Origin of the sequence: Burkholderia sp. RF2-non_BP3 (assembly GCF_001522185.1) — a bacterium.
Taxonomy (GTDB): Bacteria; Pseudomonadota; Gammaproteobacteria; order Burkholderiales; family Burkholderiaceae; genus Burkholderia; species Burkholderia diffusa.
Window position 1 is genome coordinate 82,939 of the sequence record NZ_LOSU01000067.1, and the last position, 18,743, is coordinate 101,681.

Here is an 18,743-nt window from a genome sequence, read left to right on the forward strand (position 1 = left end):
ATTTCGCGAAAACACTTGCGCAAGTGATGAGGGCTGGATATACTTTCTCTTCTTCGTTGGCCCGGTAGCTCAGTTGGTAGAGCAGCGGATTGAAAATCCGCGTGTCGATGGTTCGATTCCGTCCCAGGCCACCAGCAGTTCCAACCCCAAGAATCGGAAGGTTCTTGGGGTTTTTCGTTTGTGGTGGGTTTGCGCGGCATCGGCGGCGCGCCCGGCAGCATTCGTCGGGGCGTGATAAAATCCGTGCCCGCTCAATGACTTAGCGCATCGCTTCATGCGCACGGCAGGGCAGCCCGCAGGCGCCGCCGTGACGCGCGGCAACGATGCCGCGCGATGGGCGGTATAAGCGCGCCGCCGCGTTCGCGGCCGACCGCGCTGCCTATACTGGTCGAGCCGGCGCAGGCCGGCACGCGTCGGGCCGTCCGGCGGCAGCCGGCCCCGGGGCGCAGCGCGACGCGAGCCTATACATTCACGGAGTATCACGGTGATTCGGACAGACGCTAAAGACGGCGCGCTCGTGTTGTTTTCCGGCGGGCAGGACTCGGCCACGTGCGTGGCCTGGGCCCTGGAACGCTATCAGACGGTCGAGACGCTCGGCTTCGATTACGGCCAGCGCCATCGCGTCGAACTCGAATGTCGCGAAGGCGTGCGCGATGCGCTGAAGCACCGGTTTCCCGCATGGGCGGGCCGCCTCGGCGACGATCACATGATCGATCTGTCGGTGCTCGGCGCGATCAGCGATACGGCGATGACGCGCACGATCGAGATCGAGACTGCGGCGAACGGATTGCCGAACACGTTCGTGCCGGGCCGCAACCTGCTGTTCATGACGATCGCGGCTGCGATCGCCTATCGCCGCGGTCTGCGCGTGCTGGTCGGCGGGATGTGCGAGACCGATTTCTCGGGCTACCCGGACTGCCGCGACGACACGATGAAGGCGCTGCAGGTTGCGCTGAACCTCGGGATGGATACGCGCGTCGTGCTCGAAACCCCGCTGATGTGGCTGGACAAGGCGCAGACGTGGCAACTCGCCGAGCAACTCGGCGGCGAGGCACTCGTCGAGCTGATCCGCGTCGAGACGCACACGTGCTACGTGGGCGAGCGCGCGGAGCTGCACGACTGGGGTTTCGGCTGCGGCGAATGCCCGGCCTGCAAGCTGCGCAAGCGCGGCTACGAGGCCTACCTGAAGGGCGAGCGGGTGACCGAAGCACCGCTGTGACGCGGGTGCGGCGGCAGCGCCGGATGAATAACGGATTCTGATCGACAACGAGCGGCGCGAGCCGGACGAAGCACGATGACTTACGCGGTCAAGGAAATTTTCTACACGTTGCAGGGCGAGGGCGCGAACGCGGGCCGTCCGGCCGTGTTCTGCCGGTTCGCCGGCTGCAATCTGTGGTCGGGCCGCGAAGAGGACCGTGCGGACGCCGTGTGCCGTTTCTGCGATACGGACTTCGTCGGCACCGACGGCGAGAACGGCGGCAAGTTCAAGGATGCCGAAGCGCTCGTCGCGACGATCGCCGGCCTGTGGCCGGACGGCGAAGCGCATCGCTTCGTCGTCTGCACGGGCGGCGAGCCGATGCTGCAGCTCGACCAGCCGCTCGTCGACGCGCTGCATGCGGCGGGCTTCGAGATCGCGATCGAGACCAACGGCTCGCTGCCCGTGCTCGAGACGATCGACTGGATCTGCGTGAGCCCGAAGGCCGACGCGCCGCTCGTCGTCACGAAGGGCAACGAACTGAAGGTCGTGATCCCGCAGGACAACCAGCGGCTTGCCGACTACGCGAAGCTCGATTTCGAGTATTTTCTCGTGCAGCCGATGGACGGCCCGTCGCGCGATCTCAATACGAAGCTCGCGATCGACTGGTGCAAGCGGCATCCGCAGTGGCGGCTGTCGATGCAGACCCACAAATATCTGAACATTCCCTGAGCCACGGCTTTTGACATCGTGCTGATTACCCGAAAACTCGAATTCGACGCGGGCCACCGCATTCCCGATCACCGCAGCCAGTGCCGGAACCTGCACGGCCACCGCTACGTGCTCGAAGTCACGCTGCGCGGCGATCTCGTCGATACCGAGGGGGCGCCCGACCGCGGCATGGTGATGGATTTCGCCGACGTGAAGGCACTCGCGGTCGAGCACCTCGTCAACAAGTGGGATCACGCGTTCCTGGTCTACGCGCGCGACGAAGTCGTGCGCTCGTTCCTCGAGCAGATGGCCGACCACAAGACCGTCGTGCTCGACCGGATCCCGACCGTCGAGAACCTCGCGGCGATCGCATTCGACATCCTCGCGAACGTGTACGACGCGCACTACGGCGTGAACCTGCGCCTGGAACGCGTGCGTCTGTACGAAACGCCGAACTGCTGGGCCGACGTCGAACGCCAGCCCGGCCGCTGATCCTGCCGTTTCGGCAGCCTCGCCAACCGGCGCGGGCTGCCTGCCGCCGTGCCGTGCGGCCTCGTCCGGCGCCGCTCCCCGCCTGTTCCCACATTCCGCGTAACGCCGCGCTATGATCGCTGCGTGGCACCGGAAAACGCATCCGTGCGCCAGCGCGCGGCCCGCGCTGTCAGATCGGCCGCCCACGGCCGACTGACGTTCCAGGGCCCCGTGTTGCGCCCGCTTCGCTTGTTGCTTGTCCCGTTCGATTGCCGTTCCGTCCCGGAGGCCGTATCGATGAGCACGCTCACCAATTCCCTCAAACAACGTCTGCATGACGGCGACGAGCCGTTGTACGGCCTGTGGCTGTCGCTCGGCTGCGAAATGGCCGCGGAAGCGCTCGCGCACGCCGGCTACGACTGGCTCTGCATCGACATGGAGCACGCGCCGAACGACAGCCGCGACGTCGCGTCGCAACTGCGCGCGCTGGCCGCCGCGCACCTGCCGAGCGAGCCCGTCGTGCGCGTGCCGGGGCGCGAGCCGTGGCTCGTGAAACGCGCGCTCGACGCCGGCGCGCGCACGCTGATGTTCCCGTGCATCGAGACGCCCGACGAGGCCGCGCACGCAGTGCGGCTCACGCGCTTCCCGTCGCCGGATTCCCCCGACGGGCTGCGCGGCGTGGCCGGCATGGTGCGTGCGGCGGCGTTCGGCATGCGCCGCGATTACCTGCAGACGGCGAACGCGCAGGTCGCGGTGATCGTGCAGATCGAATCGGCGCGCGGTATCGATGAAGTCGAGCGGATCGCCGCGACGCCGGGCGTCGATTGCCTGTTCGTCGGCCCGGCCGATCTGGCGGCGAGCCTCGGGCATCTCGGCGACAGCCGCCACCCGGACGTCGAAACCGCGATGGCGCGCGTGCTCGCGGCCGGCAAGCAGGCCGGCGTCGCGGTCGGCATCTTCGCGAACGATACCGCGACCGCGCGCCAGTATCGCGAGGCCGGCTACCGGATGATCACGCTGTCGGCCGACGTGAGCTGGCTGCTGCGCGCGACGCGCCAGGCGCTGCAGGAGGTGCGGTCATGAACGGCGGCGACGGCGCGAGGCCCGGCCGCGCGCGGCGTACGGCCGGCGTATGCGCGCGGATCGGCACGATGCTCGGGCTGTGGGCCGTGTGCGTTGCGGCGGTCGCGCAGAATGCGACGCACGCGAAGCCGGACCCGGCGCGCGAGACGCAATCCGCGGTGGCCGACTACAACGCCGGCGACTATCGCGCGGCGCTGGTGCAGTTTCACGACGCGGCCGAACGCGGCGACCGGCTCGCGCAGTTCAACTACGCGATGATGCTGCTCACGGGCGTCGGCGTGACCGCGAACGTCGACGAGGGGCTGCGCTGGCTGAAGCGGGCGGCCGACGCGAACATGTCGCATGCGCAGTACGTGTACGGGCGGATGTTCGACGACGGCGAGTTCGTCGCGCGCAATCCGGCCGAAGCGCACCGCTGGTTCCTGCGTGCGGCGAAGCAAGGGCACGTGCAGGCCGAGCTGTCGCTCGCGAACCAGTTTCTCGACGGGCGCGGCACGCCGCGCGACAACCGGCAGGCGTTCGCGTGGTACAAGCAGGCAGCCGACGCGGGCGAGCCGACCGCGCAGTACGTGACCGCATCGTTCTACGAGCGCGGCGGCGACGGCGTCACGCAGAACCTGAACATCGCGCGCGCGTATTACGCGGCCGCGGCGGCGCAGGGCGACGAGACAGCCGGGCTGAAATTCAAGGAGCTGAGCGCGCGCCTGAAGACGCCGGAGCCGGCATCGGGCGCCGGCGCGGACCACGGGAGCCCGCGCGCGACGCCGCAGTGAGCGGGCGGCACGCACCGCATTCGACCTGCCCAAGGAAAAACGGCGCACGAGGCGCCGTTTTCTTTGCCGCAGACTGCTCTGCCGGCGACCGCGTGCCGTGCCGCGGGGTCAGCTCTTCATCAGCCGCCGCTGTCGCCCGACGCTCATGATCATCCCGATCGCGATGCCGAGCGTCGTGAGCGCGGTGCCGCCGTAGCTCATGAACGGCAAAGGCACGCCGACGACGGGCAGCACGCCGCTCACCATCCCGATGTTGACGAACGCATAGACGAAGAACGCGAGCGTGAGCGAGCCCGCGAGCAGCCGGCCGAACAGCGTCGCGCCCTGCGCGGCGATGTAGAGCCCGCGCGCGATCAGCGCCATGTAGAGCGTCAGCAGCACGAGGCCGCCTGCGAGCCCCCATTCCTCCGAGAACACCGCGAAGATGAAGTCGGTGTGTTTCTCCGGAATGAACTCGAGGTGGGCCTGCGTGCCCTTCAGATAGCCCTTGCCGAGCACGCCGCCCGAGCCGATCGCGATCACGGCCTGGATCGTGTGGAAGCCCTTGCCGAGCGGGTCGGAAGTCGGATCGAGCAGCGTGCACACGCGGTGCTTCTGGTAGTCGTGCATCAGCGGCCACTGCACGTCGGGCTGGCAGATGCGCTCTTCGAACACGGCGATCGAGCCGACCGCGATCACGCCCGCGACGAGCACCGGCACGATCAGCTTGAACGACAGGCCGGCGAGGTAGATCACGAAGAAGCCGGCCGCGAACACGAGCAGGCCCGTGCCGAGGTCGGGCTGCTTGGCGATCAACCCGACCGGCACCATCAGGATCCCGAACGCGGCGACGAAGTCGTACCAGCGCAGCCCGCCTTCGCGGCGCTGGTAATACCACGCGAGCATCAGCGGTGTCGCGATCTTGAGGATTTCCGACGGCTGGATCACGACGCCGACGTTCAGCCAGCGCTTCGCGCCCTTCTTGGTCATCCCGAACAGCGCGACCGCGATCAGCAGCGCGACCCCGAACGAATACAGCGGGACCGCGAAGCGCATCAGCGTCGTCGGCGGAATGTTGGCGATCACCCACATCAGCACGAACGTCAGCAGGATGTTGCGCAACTGGTCCTCGACGCGGCCCGGCATGTCGATCGACGCGCTGTACAGCGTGACGATGCCGACGCACAGCAGCAGGAACACGATGAGGGCGAGCGGGCGGTCGAAGCCCGCGAACATCTGCTTGATCTTGTCGAGCCAGGCGCGCTTGTCGAATTGCATGCCTTTCTCCGTTAATGAGCGGTGCCGGCGTTCGCCGCTTTCGCGGCGGCCAGGGCACGGGAGTTGTCGTCGCGCGGCGCGGTGGCGAGCGGCTGCGCGTCGCTGGCGGGCCGGCGCGGCCGGTGCGGGCGCCGGATCGGCGGCAGGCTCGCGGCCATCGGCGCTGCCGCGCTCGCGACGGCCGGTTGCGCCGCGCTTGCCCCGGCCGCACCCGATGCAGTGGGCGTCGACGCGGCCGATGCCGCATCCGCCGCGCTGGCCGCGGTCGGCACGACGGGCTGCGCAAGCGCCTTGAAGCCGGCCGCGACGGACACGGTCTTCGAGGCATCGCCGATCACCGGTGCGTTGATCGGCTCGGTCGCCGACGCAGCGGCGGCGACGGCGGCCGCCTCGTTCTCCGGTTTCTGGCGATCGACGAGATAGAAATCGAGCACGCGGCGTGCGATCGGGCCCGCGGCCTGCGCGCCCCAACCGCCGTTTTCGACGACCAGCGCGATGGCGATCTGCGGATGGTCGACCGGCGCGTACGCGATGAACAGCGCGTGGTCGCGCAAGTGCTCGGCGAGCAGGTGGCCCTTGTAGTTCGAGCCCTGCAGCGAGAACACCTGCGCGGTGCCGGTCTTGCCGGCCGCGAGGTAGGGCGCGCCGCGGAACACCTTGTACGCGGTGCCGGACGGGTTTTCGATCACGTTCTCCATCCCGCGCTTCACGACGTCGATGTCGGCCTGCTTGAGCGGAATCGTTTCGCTTTCCTTCGGCACGGTCAGATGGCGCCCGCGCGTGATGGGATCTTCGACTTCCTTCACGAGGTGGGGCTTCATCACGACGCCGTTGTTCGCGAGCGTCGCGGTGGCGTGCGCGAGCTGCAGGATCGTGAACGAGTTGTAGCCCTGGCCGATCCCGAGGCTGATGGTCTCTCCGTCGAACCACTTCTGCTGCGCGGCCTTCTTGAACGCTTTCTTCTTCCAGTCGGTCGACGGCAGGATCCCGCGCGCCTCGCCCTGGATGTCGATGCCGGTGATCTGGCCGAAACCGAACGGCTTCATGAAGTTCGCGATCGCGTTCACGCCGAGGTCGCGCGCGAGCATGTAGAAGTAGGTGTCGTTCGACACCATGATCGCCTTGTTCATGTCGACCCAGCCCTGGCCCGAGCGCACGTCGTTGCGGAACGTGTGGCCGCCGAACGTGAAGTAGCCGGGATCCTGGAAGCCCCAGCCCGGCGAACGCTTGCCGAGCGTCAGGCCGGCCAGCGCCATGAACGGCTTGTACGTCGAGCCGGGCGGGTAGGTGCCGTGCAGCGGGCGGTTCAGGAGCGGCTTGTCGGTGGAGTTGTTCAGCTCGTCCCAGGTCTGCTGGTCGATGCCGTCGACGAACGAGTTCGGGTCGAAGCTCGGCGACGACACGAACGCGAGCACGTCGCCCGACTTCGGCTCGATCGCGACGAGCGCGCCGCGCTTGCCGGCAAACGCCTGCTCGGCGACCTGCTGCAGCCCGATGTCGAGCGACAGCACGAGGTTGTTGCCGGGCGTCGCCTGCGTGCGCGACAGCGTGCGCACGGGCCGGCCGCCGGCCGTCACCTCGACTTCCTCGAAGCCCGTGAGGCCATGCAGCTCGGTTTCGTAGCTCTGCTCGACGCCGATCTTGCCGATGTAGTCGGTGCCCTTGTAGTTGTTCGCGTCGCGACGCGGATCGTAGTGTTCCTGGTCGCTGTCGTTGTCGTCGCTGATCGCGTCGATGCGATCCTGGTCGCGCTTCGAGATGCGGCCGATGTAGCCGATCACGTGCGCGGCCGTCGTGCCGAGCGGGTATTGGCGGAACAGGCGCGCGCGCACGTCGACGCCGGGGAAGCGGAAGCGCTGCGCGGTGAAGCGCGCGACTTCCGCGTCGGTGAGGCGCGTGCGGATCGGCAGGCTCTCGAAGTTCTTCGAGTCTTCCTGCAGCTTCTTGAAGCGGCGGCGGTCGCGCGCGTCGATCGGGATGATCGCGGACAGCTTGTCGATCGTGTTGTCGAGCGTGTCGTCGAGCTTCGACGGCGTGATCTCGAGCGTGTATGCCGAATAGTTCTTCGCGAGGACCACGCCGTTGCGATCGGTGATGATCCCGCGGTTCGGCACGATCGGCGCGACCGAAATGCGGTTTTCCTCGGCCTGCAGCGCGTATTTGCCGTGCTGCATCAACTGCAGGTAGAAGAAGCGGCTCGCGAGCAGCCCGAAGCAGACGAACACGAACACGCCCGCCGCCGCGACGCGCAGGCGGAACTTCGAGAGCTGCTGTTGGGTGTCGTTGAATTCGGTCATGCGGTTACGATCGGTCTGGCCCGTGCGCGGCGAGCGCGCGCGGGCGAGGCGCCGCCCCGGAGCGCGGCGCGCGGGCGTGGGGGCGGCGGGTATTCAAGGTCGGTCCGGCTCAGATGGGGCGCGTATCGTCCGGGTCGACCGGGCGGCGTTGCGGCATCAGCAGCAGGTGGCTCGCGATCGGCCACAGCGCGGCCTCGACGAAGCCGTCCACCAGATAGCGCCAGCCGGGAAACGCGGCGCCCATCACGAGGCGGATCACGAACGGCACCAGCTGCGCGACGACGAGCAGCGGCGTGACGTACAGCACCTGCACGCCGATCGGCATCCACAGCACGCGGCGGTGGATCGTGATCGCGCCGTACGACAGCAGCGTATAAGCAAGCGCGTGCTCGCCGAGCAGCCCCGCGTCATGCACGTCCATCAGGATGCCGAGCGCGAACGCGACGCCCATCCCGACCTTGCGCGGCTGGTGGATGTTCCAGAACAGCAGCACGAGCGCGACGAAATCGGGCACGCCGGGCAGGCGGCCCCACGGCATCAGGTTCAGCAGGAACGCGGCGGCGAGGCTGAAGACGATGAAGTACGGGTTGACCGGCTGCAGGATGTATTGCGGGCGGTTCATTGCTGGGCTCCTGATTGCCCGGCCGCGGGCTTCGCGGGCGCGACGGCGGGCTTGGCCGGAGCGACGGGTGCCGACGGCGCGGGTTTCGCGCCGGGCGCGGCCGCGGCGGCCGCCTTCGCGTTCGCGTCGGCCTTTTCGGCCTTGTCGCTCTTCGCGGCGGCCTTGGCGCCCTTCTTGCCCTTCGCGTTCTTCTCGGCGGCCGGATCGGACTCGGCCGGGCGCGGCGGGACGTCGTTCTGGTAGTGCAGCACCAGCATCTGGCGCGCGCCGCGCACGGCGGCGACCGGCGCGCAGGTCACGCGCGCGAACGCGGTATCGGCGAGCTTGTCGACGCGCACGACCTTCGCGACCGGCAGGCCCGGCGGATACACGCCGTCGAGGCCGCTCGTGACGAGTTCGTCGCCGGCGACGAGGTCCGAGCTCGTCGGTACGAAGCGCAGGTCGAGCGAGTCGCCCTTCGGCGTGCCGTAGATCACGCTGCGCAGGCCGGTGCGCAGCACCTGCACGGGAATCGCGAGATCGCGGTCGGTGATCAGCGTGACTTCGGCCTGCAGCGGGAACACGCGCGTGATCTGGCCGATCACGCCGTCCTCGCTGACGACCGGCGCGCCGTTCTGGATGCCCTGCTGCGAACCTTGCCCGATCACGATCTTCTGCGTGAACGGGTCGCTGGTGTCGTACTGGATTTCGACGGGCGTCGATTGCGTCGCGATGTGCTGGCGCAGCTCGAGCACCGCGCGCAGGTGCATGTTTTCCTGCGTGAGCACCGCGGCCTGGTTGGCCTGCGTGGACAATTGCAGGTTGCGCTTGCGCAGCGCGTCGTTCTCGTGGCGGAGCGATGAACCCGTGACGGCGATGTCGGCCGCGCCCATGAACAGGTCACGCGGCACGAGCGCCGCGCGCTGCAGCGGGTACAGCACGGTGCCGAGCACGCCGCGGACGATTTCGAGCGTGCTGAAGCGCGCGTCCGACACGAGGAGCGCGATGGCGAGGGCGACGAAGAAGATGAGCCGCGCGAGCGCGGGCGGACCTTGCTTGAAGAGGGGCGGCGGACTGTATTCCATGGTCGGCGCCGGGCGCGTGTGATCGGTTAAATAATGCTCAGACGCGCAAACGGCGCGGCGGTTCGTTCTGAACGAGCGATCCGGCCACGCCGCGGGTGCGTCATATCAAGCGGGACTGCTTAGGCGATCACTCGTACGAGAAGATGCTGCCCAGCTTGTCCATGCGCTCGAGCGCCATGCCCGAACCGCGTACGACGCAGGTGAGCGGATCTTCGGCGACGAGCACCGGCAGGCCGGTTTCTTCCGCGAGCAGGCGATCGAGGTCGCGCAGCAGCGCGCCGCCGCCCGTCAGCATCATCCCGCGCTCGGCGATGTCGGCGCCGAGTTCCGGCGGCGTCTGCTCGAGGGCGATCTTCACCGACGACACGATCTGGTTCAGCGGATCGGTCAGCGCTTCGAGGATTTCGTTGCTGGAGATCGTGAAGCTGCGCGGAATGCCTTCCGACAGGTTGCGGCCCTTCACTTCCATTTCCTTGACTTCGGAGCCCGGGAACGCGGAGCCGATTTCCTTCTTGATCGCCTCGGCGGTCTGTTCGCCGATCAGCATCCCGTAGTTGCGGCGGATGTAATTGACGATGGCCTCGTCGAACTTGTCGCCGCCGACGCGCACCGAGCCTTTATAGACGATGCCGCCGAGCGAGATCACGCCGACTTCCGTCGTGCCGCCGCCGATGTCGACGACCATCGAGCCCGTGGCTTCCGACACCGGCAGGCCCGCGCCGATCGCGGCCGCCATCGGCTCCTCGATCAGGTAGACCTGCGACGCGCCGGCGCCATGCGCCGCCTCCTTGATCGCGCGACGCTCGACCTGGGTCGAGCCGCACGGCACGCAGATGATGATGCGCGGCGACGGCGAGAACATGCGCGACTCGTGCGCCGTCTTGATGAACTGCTTGATCATCTGCTCGGTGACGGTGAAGTCGGCGATCACGCCGTCCTTCATCGGGCGGATCGCCTCGATGTTGCCCGGCACCTTGCCGAGCATCTGCTTGGCTTCCTTGCCGACCGCCTGGATCGTCTTCTTGCCGTTGGGGCCGCCTTCCTGACGAATCGACACGACGGACGGTTCATCGAGCACGATGCCCTTGCCGCGCATGTAGATCAGGGTGTTTGCGGTGCCGAGGTCGATCGCCAGATCGTTGGAGAAGTAGCTGCGCAAAAAACCGAACATTCAGAATCCTGTTTCGCTCTGGGCCGGCCCTGCATAGCGAACGCTGAGGGCGGCAGCGGAAAAAATAACAGCCTCGGGAAGCGTGGCGGAAGCGGCCGCCGCGGCGCACGAAGCTGCGAGTGATGTCTACCGGGGATCGCACGAAGCACGCACGGCTTGCCGAAGCGGGGCGAAACGGTGCGGGAAAAGGCTGCCGGGTTTGGGTCGAACGCGTAATGATACCTTATAATTTCACGGTATTTGAATCGAAACGGACGGTATTTTTGCCGCTTCGGCCCCGATTTTTGAGGGTGGGATCGCACCCTCCAACCCCCCGCCGCAGCGCGGTTTTCGATGCGCTGCGCAGCCTTGTTTTTCCGGTGATCGCATGGCCCTGACCCTGACCGATGTGAAACGCATCGCGCACCTGGCGCGACTCGAAATGGCCGACGCCGACGCCGAGCATACGCTCGGCCAGCTCAATGAATTCTTCGGCCTCGTCGAGCAGATGCAGGCGGTCGACACCGCCGGCATCGCGCCGCTCGCCCACCCGATCGAACAGATCCAGGAAGTCGCGCAGCGCCTGCGCGACGACGCCGTGACGGAAGTCGTCAATCGCGACGACAACCAGCGTCCGGCGCCGGCCGTCCAGGACGGCCTCTATCTCGTGCCGAAGGTGATCGAGTAAGCATTCGATGACAAGCGCGCCGCCTTCGCGCCGCGCGCCACCCAGAATTCCCAGGAAAACCACTCAATGCACGCAAAAAGCCTGACCGAACTGCGCGCCGCGCTCGCCGCCAAGGAATGCTCGGCCGTCGAGCTCGCGCAGCTCTACCTGAAACGGATCGACGCGGCACGCGACCTGAACGCGTTCGTCCATGTCGACGCCGACCTCACCCTCGCGCAGGCGAAGGCCGCCGACGCCGAACTCGCGCGCGGCGCGGGCGGCGCGCTGACCGGCCTGCCGATCGCGCACAAGGACGTGTTCGTCACGCGCGGCTGGCGCTCGACCGCCGGCTCGAAGATGCTCGCGAACTACGAGAGCCCGTTCGACGCGACCGTCGTCGCCCGCCTGCAGGCGGCCGGCATGGTCACGCTCGGCAAGACCAACATGGACGAGTTCGCGATGGGCTCGTCCAACGAAAATTCGGCGTTCGGCGCCGTGAAGAACCCGTGGGACACAAACGCCGTGCCGGGCGGCAGCTCGGGCGGCAGCTCGGCGGCCGTCGCCGCGCGTCTCGCGCCGGCCGCGACCGGCACCGACACCGGCGGCTCGATCCGCCAGCCCGCGTCGTTCGCGGGCGTGACGGGCATCAAGCCGACCTACGGCCGCGTGTCGCGCTACGGGATGATCGCGTTCGCGTCGTCGCTCGACCAGGGCGGCCCGATGGCGCAAAGCGCGTCCGACTGCGCGCTGCTGCTGAACGCGATGGCCGGCTTCGACGAGCGCGACTCGACGAGCCTCGAGCGCGACGACGAAGACTTCACGCGCCACATCGGCCAGCCGTGGGCGCCGGGCAACGATGCGGGCAAGCCGCTCGCGGGCCTGCGCATCGGCCTGCCGAACGAATATTTCGGCGACGGCCTCGCCGACGACGTGCGCGCGTCGATCGACGCGGCGCTCAAGCAGTACGAGGCGCTCGGCGCGACGCTCGTGCCGGTGTCGCTGCCGAAGACGGAACTGTCGATCCCCGTGTATTACGTGATCGCGCCGGCCGAGGCGTCGTCGAACCTGTCGCGTTTCGACGGCGTGCGCTTCGGCCACCGCGCCGCGCAGTACGGCGATCTGCTCGACATGTACAAGAAGTCGCGCGCGGAAGGCTTCGGCCCCGAGGTGAAGCGCCGTATTCTCGTCGGCACCTACGTGCTGTCGCACGGCTACTACGACGCGTACTACCTGCAGGCGCAGAAGATCCGCCGCATCATCGCGAACGATTTCCAGGAAGCGTTCAAGTCCTGCGACGTGATCATGGGCCCGGCGTCGCCGACGGTCGCATGGGATCTCGGCGCGAAGGGCGACGATCCGGTGCAGATGTATCTCGCGGATATCTACACGCTGTCGGTGAGCCTCGCAGGCCTCCCCGGCATGAGCGTGCCGTGCGGCTTCGGCGCCGGCGCGAACGCGAAGCGCCCGGTCGGTCTGCAGATCATCGGCAACTATTTCAACGAAGCCCGGATGCTGCAGGTCGCCGACGCGTTCCAGCGCGCGACCGACTGGCACAAGCAAGTTCCGGCGGGGGTGTAAGCATATGACTCAATGGGAAGTCGTCATCGGTCTCGAGACGCACGCGCAACTGTCGACCGTCTCGAAGATTTTCTCCGGCGCGTCGACGCAGTTCGGCGCCGAGCCGAACACGCAGGCCTGCCCGGTCGACCTGGCGCTGCCGGGCGTGCTGCCGGTGCTGAACCGCGGCGCGGTCGAACGCGCGATCCGCTTCGGCCTTGCGATCGGTTCGACCATCGCGCCGCGCAGCATCTTCGCGCGCAAGAATTATTTCTACCCCGATCTGCCGAAGGGCTATCAGATCAGCCAGTACGAGATTCCGGTCGTGCAGGGCGGCCAGATCACGATCCAGGTGCCCGCCAACGAAAAGGCCGGCAAGGAAGCGTACGAGAAGACGGTCAACCTGACCCGCGCGCACCTCGAGGAAGACGCGGGCAAGTCGCTGCATGAAGACTTCGCCGGGATGACGGGGATCGACCTGAACCGCGCGGGCACGCCGCTGCTCGAGATCGTCACCGAGCCGGAAATGCGCAGCGCAGCCGAGGCCGTGGCCTACGCGAAGGCGCTGCACGCGCTCGTCGTGTGGCTCGGCATCTGCGACGGCAACATGCAGGAAGGCTCGTTCCGCTGCGACGCGAACGTGTCGGTGCGGCCGGTCGGCCAGGAGAAGTTCGGCACGCGCGCCGAGATCAAGAACCTGAACTCGTTCCGGTTCCTCGAGGAAGCGATCAACTACGAAGTGCGCCGCCAGATCGAGCTGATCGAGGACGGCGGCGAGGTCGTGCAGGAAACGCGCCTCTACGATCCGGACAAGCGCGAGACGCGTTCGATGCGCAGCAAGGAAGACGCGCACGACTACCGCTACTTCCCCGACCCCGACCTGATGCCGCTCGTGATCGGCCGCGACTGGGTCGAGCGCGTGCAGGCCGGGATGCCCGAGCTGCCGGCCGCGATGCAGCAGCGTTTCGTCGAGCAGTACGGCGTGTCCGCGTACGACGCGGGCGTGCTGACGTCGAGCAAGGCGATGGCCGCGTACTTCGAGGCCGTGGTCGCGAAGGCCGGCGCGGCGAACGCGAAGATCGCCGCGAACTGGCTGATGGGCGACGTGTCGTCGCAGCTGAACCGCGACGGCATCGAGATCGACGCGATTCCCGTCTCGGCCGCGCAGCTCGCGCTGGTGCTGCAGCGCATCGCCGACGGCACGATCTCGAACAAGATCGCGAAGGAAATCTTCGCGACGATCTGGGACGAGAAGGCGACCGACGAAGGCGCGGCCGACCGCATCATCGACGCGAAGGGCCTGAAGCAGATCTCCGACACCGGCGCGCTGGAAGCGATCATCGACGAGGTGCTGGCGGCGAACGCGAAGTCGGTCGAGGAGTTCCGCGCCGGCAAGGAAAAGGCGTTCAACGCGCTGATCGGCCAGGCGATGAAGGCGACCAAGGGCAAGGCCAATCCGCAGCAGGTCAACGAGTTGCTGAAGAAGAAGCTCGGCTGAGCATGGCCGCGCGCCTGAACCGCGCCTGACGACGGGCCGCCGCCGAACCTGTTCGGGGCGGCCCGTCGTTTTGGTGCATGCGGTATCGTGTGCGCGTGTGCGTCGCACCGTCCAACGGAGGAACGAATGGCGAAACAACCGTCGCTCGACGATTTCCGCGTGCCGTACAGCACGCGCGAGAAGGAAGCCGCCGCATTCACGCTCGATGCGTTCGATCCGGCCGCGAAGCCGTTCTCGTCGGGGTCGAAGGATGCCGACCGCGAACGGCTGTCGGCCGTGTCGACCGAACTCGACGTACAGCAGGAGCGCCTGCACACGCAGCAGAAGAAGCGTGTGCTGCTCGTGCTGCAGGGGATGGATACCAGCGGCAAGGACGGCACCGTGCGCGCGGTGTTCCGCGAGGTCGACCCGCTCGGCCTGCGCGTCGTGTCGTTCAAGGCGCCGACGCCGATCGAGGCCGTGCACGACTTCCTGTGGCGCGTGCATCTGCAGGCGCCGGCCGCGGGCGAACTCGCGATCTTCAACCGCAGCCACTACGAAGACGTGCTCGTGCCGCGCGTGCTCGACGCGATCGACAGCAAGGAATGCGAGCGCCGCTACCGGCAGATTCGCGATTTCGAGACGATGCTGTTCGAGAACGGCACGACGATCATCAAGTGCTTCCTGCACATCTCGAAGGACGAGCAGCGCGAGCGGCTGCAGGCGCGCATCGACGATCCGACCAAGCACTGGAAGTTCGACATCGCCGATCTCGACGCGCGCAAGCACTGGGACGCGTACCAGTCGGCGTACCGCGACGCGCTCGCCGCGACGTCGGCCGAGCATGCGCCGTGGTACGTGATCCCGGCGAACTCGAAGACGCATCGCAACGTGATGATCGCCGAGCTGCTGCTACGCACGATGACCGACATGAAGCTCGAATTCCCGCCGCCGAAGCCGGAACTCGAGGGCGTGAAGATCCGCTAGGCTGCGATCCTGTAACAACATCGAACTGAACTGAACAACGGAACCCGACATGATGCGAGTGATTACCGCCAACCTGAACGGCATCCGCTCCGCCGCGAAGAAGGGCTTCTTCGAATGGCTCGGCGAACAGAACGCCGATTGCGTGTGCGTGCAGGAAATCAAGGTATCGGCCGACGACCTGCCGGCCGAATTCGTCGAGCCGCACGGCTTCAGGAGCTACTTCCACCACGCCGAGAAAAAGGGCTACAGCGGCGCGGGCGTGTACAGCCGCCACGAGCCCGATGACGTGATCATCGGCTTCGGCAGCAGCGAATTCGACGCCGAGGGGCGCTACGTCGAGGCGCGCTACGGCAAGCTGTCGGTCGTGTCGGTGTACGTGCCGTCCGGCTCGAGCGGCGAAGAGCGGCAGCAGGCGAAGTACCGCTTCATGGACGAGTTCATGCCGCACCTCGCCGAGCTGAAGAAGAAGCGCGAGGTGATCCTGTGCGGCGACGTGAACATCGTGCACAAGGAAATCGACATCAAGAACTGGAAGAGCAACCAGAAGAACTCGGGCTGCCTGCCGGAAGAGCGGGCGTGGCTCACGCAGCTGTTCGACGATGTCGGCTACGTCGACGTGTTCCGCACGCTCGACCCGCGCCCCGAGCAGTACACGTGGTGGAGCAACCGCGGCCAGGCGTACGCGAAGAACGTTGGGTGGCGGATCGATTACCAGATCGCGACGCCGGGCGTGGCCGGCACCGCGAAGCGCACGTCGATCTTCAAGGACATCAAGTTCAGCGATCACGCGCCGCTGACGGTGGATTACGACTACAAGAAGTGAGCGTCGGCGCGACGCGACGCGCGTCGCCGTCGAGCCGTCCGGTCGCCGGATGCGAAAACGGGCCGCATGTCGAACATGCGGCCCGTTTCGTTTTTGTTTCGGTGCGGTGATCATGCCGCCGGGCGACGGCTATTCGTCCCAATGTTTAGCGAATGCCGCTTGTACGCGGCTCTGATTCGTTCATGCAGCACACGCATTTTCAGACTCATCCGATATTCAAGGCCCCCTCGTTTTGTGGAGACTGCTCGACGGATACTCGCGTGTTTTCCGAAAGCGCGAATCATTCATCACGGCCGTCCTCAGGCCGCGATGGTCCATTCAGTGAGGAGAACTTTGCGTGTTGGAACAAGCAATCAACGAAACGACGTACCTTTTCACCACTATCGGCGCGGGAACCGAGCGCGGTGGGAGGGTTACGCGCGTGTCCACCAATGCGACGATCGACAATCTGGGATTGGCCGTAGTCGGCGATATCGTTGCATACGAGGAAGGAACAGAGGCCATGATCGTAGATGGGGCCGGCTTTGCCGTCATGTGGCACGGCAGGCCGGTGATGACAGTCACCGGATCCCATTTGAGTAATGGTGATCGTATCGTGACCGCTGCGCGGGACGCGTGCGACAACATTACGGTTCGAGATGGCGAGGAGATTCCCCGGCTGTTTGAACCGGCGTATTCGCCGATTTTGGCCGATGTTGTTCGTACGGGAGGCGGCGGTGCGTAAGGCGGCGATTCGGCATGGCGACCCTACAACGACGTGTGGAACCGTGATCGCTTATTCGTCCACGATTTATGACGATGGAAGGCACGTGGCGCTGAGCGGCGACGAAGCGACGTGCGGCAACTGTAATGGGACATTCAAAATATTCGGAACCGGTAAAGGGATATCGGAAAAAGGTCGGGTTGTAGTTGTCGAAGGCGACCTCGTACTCTGTCCGTGCAAAGCGAATCGAGTCCTCGTCGGCGGCAATCCGGGAATATTCCTGAATTCATATATCGATGACGGCACACTGACCGTTGCGCACGCGGCGGATCCGAGTTCGGCACTGATGTCGGATGCCCCTGACGACGATTTCGAGCATTTTTTCGAGATTGTCGATGCAATCTCCGGAAAACCTGTCGAAGGCATGAGCTACAAAGTGCTGGGCAACGGATGCACGCTCGTTAACGACGTGCCTCTTGCCTACGGCAGAACGCGCTCGTTCCCGATGAAAACATACCCTGATCTCACTGTCATAGTGTGGCGTACAGGGAATGTCCGATGAGTGATGCGATTAACGAGGATCTGCGATTGCTTGCTGCGATCGCATACGGTGAAGCGTCTGTCGCAAACGATTCGGACGAAATCGGAGGAATCGCTTTTGCGGTCGCAAACCGATGTCGGGCATGGGGTGGGAAGAGCGTATCCCAACTGCGTGCAACGGACCGGAACTATGCCTATGCGTGGAATGGCACCAATCAACGGTTCAACAAGCTGATGTCTACCCCAGACGACAAACTCGATGCCGACTCGGGGATGAGGCTGGCTGTCGAGTGGGCGCGCAAAGCGCTCGAAAATGAAGGTCCTGACCCATCGAATGGTGCATTTTGGTGGGATGGTCGTGACTTCATGACCGCGTACGCATCACACCCGAAAGTCAGAGATACATTCAAGTGGGGGGCACCGTCGCACAACATTTTCGGAGTACGGGAGAATCCTGGGACGTTCGTCACGCGATGGAGAGTGGTAAACAAGAAGACTGGAAAAACAGTCGATGGCACTGAACGAGGCCGCTACGATTCGGTATGGGTGTCAACCGCGGCCCATGGAAGCACAATTTTCTGGAAATTCAATCCCGATTTTCTGAGGGCGACGGGAGCGAAGGCATACAGATGAAAATCATATCGATACTGGTGGCAGCAGTGGTTGTCTTGCCGCACGACGCCATGGCTGAATCGTATGACAGTTACGACGCGTTCTACGAGGCACGGCCAGGCTCGGTATTTCACTCCCCGGTTGAGCGAGAGGTTGACCTGAACACGCCTGGTGCGCATGTGCTCTATGCTTTCCCTGGAAAGCCGGGCCAATTCGCGGCGCTGCACGCCGAGTTGGGACGACAAGCACTCGATCTTGAAGTCTGGCAGGACCGCATCGTCGTCAACGGCCGAGCCTATCGGTTCGCGCGTGCGACGGCATTCCCGGGCGAGCGTGCGACCGACATACATCCGGGCTCGTCCGACGTGTACGTCGTCGAGCGAGCCGGTGCCCACCCACCGCTGATTTGTGTGGAAGGTAGCGGCAGCGCGTCGGGAGAGGCCGCCAGCCGATACCGGCAAGTCTTCCTGGTGATGAATCCGTTGGCGCGCAAGCCAACGTTTCTGCAATTGCCCGGTCTGCTTTCGTCATGCCGTGCTGTTGCTGTGACGAGTGACGGGAAGCTCGTATTTCCGAAGAATAGCTATCTGTTAGATGCTGCGCATGCGGCGCAGACTGGATTGCTGGTCGAGTACTACACGTTCGACGGGCGACGCTTTGCTCGAACCAGCGATACGCTTCGGCTCGGATTCAATACGCCGGAGAATCCGTTTCAATTCTCGCTGCAGGACAGCGACTGACGTTTCCGTTGATA

Annotated in this window: 19 protein-coding genes and 1 tRNA gene; 15 read left to right on the forward strand and 5 right to left on the reverse strand. The window is 65.8% G+C overall.

Annotation, left to right across the window (positions count from 1 at the left end):
- Window positions 1-58 precede the first annotated feature (58 nt).
- From WS45_RS30080 to WS45_RS30105, 6 genes are all read left to right on the forward strand, one after another.
- Window positions 59-134: transfer RNA gene (locus WS45_RS30080), tRNA-Phe, on the forward strand.
- Window positions 135-484: 350 nt separating this feature from the next.
- Window positions 485-1,219 carry a 7-cyano-7-deazaguanine synthase QueC gene (queC, locus tag WS45_RS30085; protein WP_059534927.1) on the forward strand — a complete coding sequence of 245 codons (735 nt, stop codon included), beginning with the start codon at window positions 485-487 and terminating at the stop codon, window positions 1,217-1,219.
- A gap of 75 nt (window positions 1,220-1,294) precedes the next feature.
- Window positions 1,295-1,927 carry a 7-carboxy-7-deazaguanine synthase gene (gene queE / locus WS45_RS30090; RefSeq protein ID WP_059468636.1) on the forward strand — a complete coding sequence of 211 codons (633 nt, stop codon included), beginning with the start codon at window positions 1,295-1,297 and terminating at the stop codon, window positions 1,925-1,927.
- An 18-nt stretch (window positions 1,928-1,945) separates the two neighbouring features.
- On the forward strand, window positions 1,946-2,398 hold the full coding sequence (gene queD / locus WS45_RS30095) for a 6-carboxytetrahydropterin synthase QueD (protein ID WP_044847357.1): 453 nt from the start codon (window positions 1,946-1,948) through the stop codon (window positions 2,396-2,398).
- A 276-nt stretch (window positions 2,399-2,674) separates the two neighbouring features.
- Complete coding sequence (locus tag WS45_RS30100) at window positions 2,675-3,460, forward strand: HpcH/HpaI aldolase family protein (RefSeq protein WP_059703122.1); 786 nt, start codon at window positions 2,675-2,677, stop codon at window positions 3,458-3,460.
- Window positions 3,457-4,233, forward strand: a complete 777-nt coding sequence (locus WS45_RS30105) for a tetratricopeptide repeat protein (RefSeq protein WP_059703124.1) — start codon at window positions 3,457-3,459, stop codon at window positions 4,231-4,233. Before WS45_RS30100 ends, WS45_RS30105 begins: the two co-directional genes overlap by 4 nt.
- 108 nt (window positions 4,234-4,341) lie before the next feature.
- On the opposite strand, the gene rodA is transcribed toward WS45_RS30105, so the two are convergent.
- The 5 genes from rodA to WS45_RS30130 all read right to left on the reverse strand — a co-directional run bounded on the left by rodA (window position 4,342) and on the right by WS45_RS30130 (window position 10,644).
- Entirely contained in the window at window positions 4,342-5,490 is a 1,149-nt protein-coding gene (rodA, locus tag WS45_RS30110) for a rod shape-determining protein RodA (RefSeq protein ID WP_059534933.1), read from the reverse strand.
- An 11-nt stretch (window positions 5,491-5,501) separates the two neighbouring features.
- On the reverse strand, window positions 5,502-7,787 hold the full coding sequence (gene mrdA / locus WS45_RS30115) for a penicillin-binding protein 2 (protein WP_059703126.1): 2,286 nt from the start codon (window positions 7,785-7,787) through the stop codon (window positions 5,502-5,504).
- Between the two features lie 109 nt (window positions 7,788-7,896).
- Window positions 7,897-8,409 (reverse strand): rod shape-determining protein MreD, encoded by a 513-nt coding sequence (gene mreD, locus WS45_RS30120; protein ID WP_009687274.1) that lies wholly within the window; start codon window positions 8,407-8,409, stop codon window positions 7,897-7,899.
- A complete protein-coding gene (mreC, locus tag WS45_RS30125; RefSeq protein WP_059703128.1) occupies window positions 8,406-9,473 on the reverse strand; it encodes a rod shape-determining protein MreC in 1,068 nt (355 codons plus the stop codon). Before mreC ends, mreD begins: the two co-directional genes overlap by 4 nt.
- 127 nt (window positions 9,474-9,600) lie before the next feature.
- The gene (locus tag WS45_RS30130; RefSeq protein WP_004189550.1) at window positions 9,601-10,644 is read right to left on the reverse strand and encodes a rod shape-determining protein; all 1,044 of its coding nucleotides are present in this window, start codon (window positions 10,642-10,644) and stop codon (window positions 9,601-9,603) included.
- A 367-nt stretch (window positions 10,645-11,011) separates the two neighbouring features.
- Between WS45_RS30130 and gatC the strand changes: the two genes are divergently transcribed.
- From gatC to WS45_RS30165, 9 genes are all read left to right on the forward strand, one after another.
- Window positions 11,012-11,311 (forward strand): Asp-tRNA(Asn)/Glu-tRNA(Gln) amidotransferase subunit GatC, encoded by a 300-nt coding sequence (gene gatC / locus WS45_RS30135; protein ID WP_006407213.1) that lies wholly within the window; start codon window positions 11,012-11,014, stop codon window positions 11,309-11,311.
- Window positions 11,312-11,377: 66 nt separating this feature from the next.
- Entirely contained in the window at window positions 11,378-12,868 is a 1,491-nt protein-coding gene (gene gatA / locus WS45_RS30140; protein ID WP_059691924.1) for an Asp-tRNA(Asn)/Glu-tRNA(Gln) amidotransferase subunit GatA, read from the forward strand.
- Window positions 12,869-12,872: 4 nt separating this feature from the next.
- Window positions 12,873-14,345: an Asp-tRNA(Asn)/Glu-tRNA(Gln) amidotransferase subunit GatB gene (gene gatB, locus WS45_RS30145; protein ID WP_059534941.1), complete on the forward strand. Its 1,473-nt coding sequence runs from the start codon at window positions 12,873-12,875 to the stop codon at window positions 14,343-14,345.
- Window positions 14,346-14,471: 126 nt separating this feature from the next.
- Entirely contained in the window at window positions 14,472-15,311 is an 840-nt protein-coding gene (locus WS45_RS30150; protein ID WP_059534943.1) for a polyphosphate kinase 2 family protein, read from the forward strand.
- 49 nt (window positions 15,312-15,360) lie between these two features.
- Window positions 15,361-16,134: an exodeoxyribonuclease III gene (locus tag WS45_RS30155; protein WP_059534945.1), complete on the forward strand. Its 774-nt coding sequence runs from the start codon at window positions 15,361-15,363 to the stop codon at window positions 16,132-16,134.
- Window positions 16,135-16,471: 337 nt separating this feature from the next.
- Window positions 16,472-16,858: a PAAR domain-containing protein gene (locus WS45_RS34430; protein WP_156437348.1), complete on the forward strand. Its 387-nt coding sequence runs from the start codon at window positions 16,472-16,474 to the stop codon at window positions 16,856-16,858.
- Entirely contained in the window at window positions 16,827-17,399 is a 573-nt protein-coding gene (locus tag WS45_RS34435; protein WP_257140697.1) for a PAAR domain-containing protein, read from the forward strand. The genes WS45_RS34430 and WS45_RS34435 overlap by 32 nt, the downstream gene beginning before the upstream one ends.
- On the forward strand, window positions 17,396-18,010 hold the full coding sequence (locus WS45_RS34440; RefSeq protein ID WP_082722088.1) for a hypothetical protein: 615 nt from the start codon (window positions 17,396-17,398) through the stop codon (window positions 18,008-18,010). Before WS45_RS34435 ends, WS45_RS34440 begins: the two co-directional genes overlap by 4 nt.
- Window positions 18,007-18,729 (forward strand): hypothetical protein, encoded by a 723-nt coding sequence (locus WS45_RS30165; protein WP_059703218.1) that lies wholly within the window; start codon window positions 18,007-18,009, stop codon window positions 18,727-18,729. The genes WS45_RS34440 and WS45_RS30165 overlap by 4 nt, the downstream gene beginning before the upstream one ends.
- Window positions 18,730-18,743: the final 14 nt, after the last annotated feature.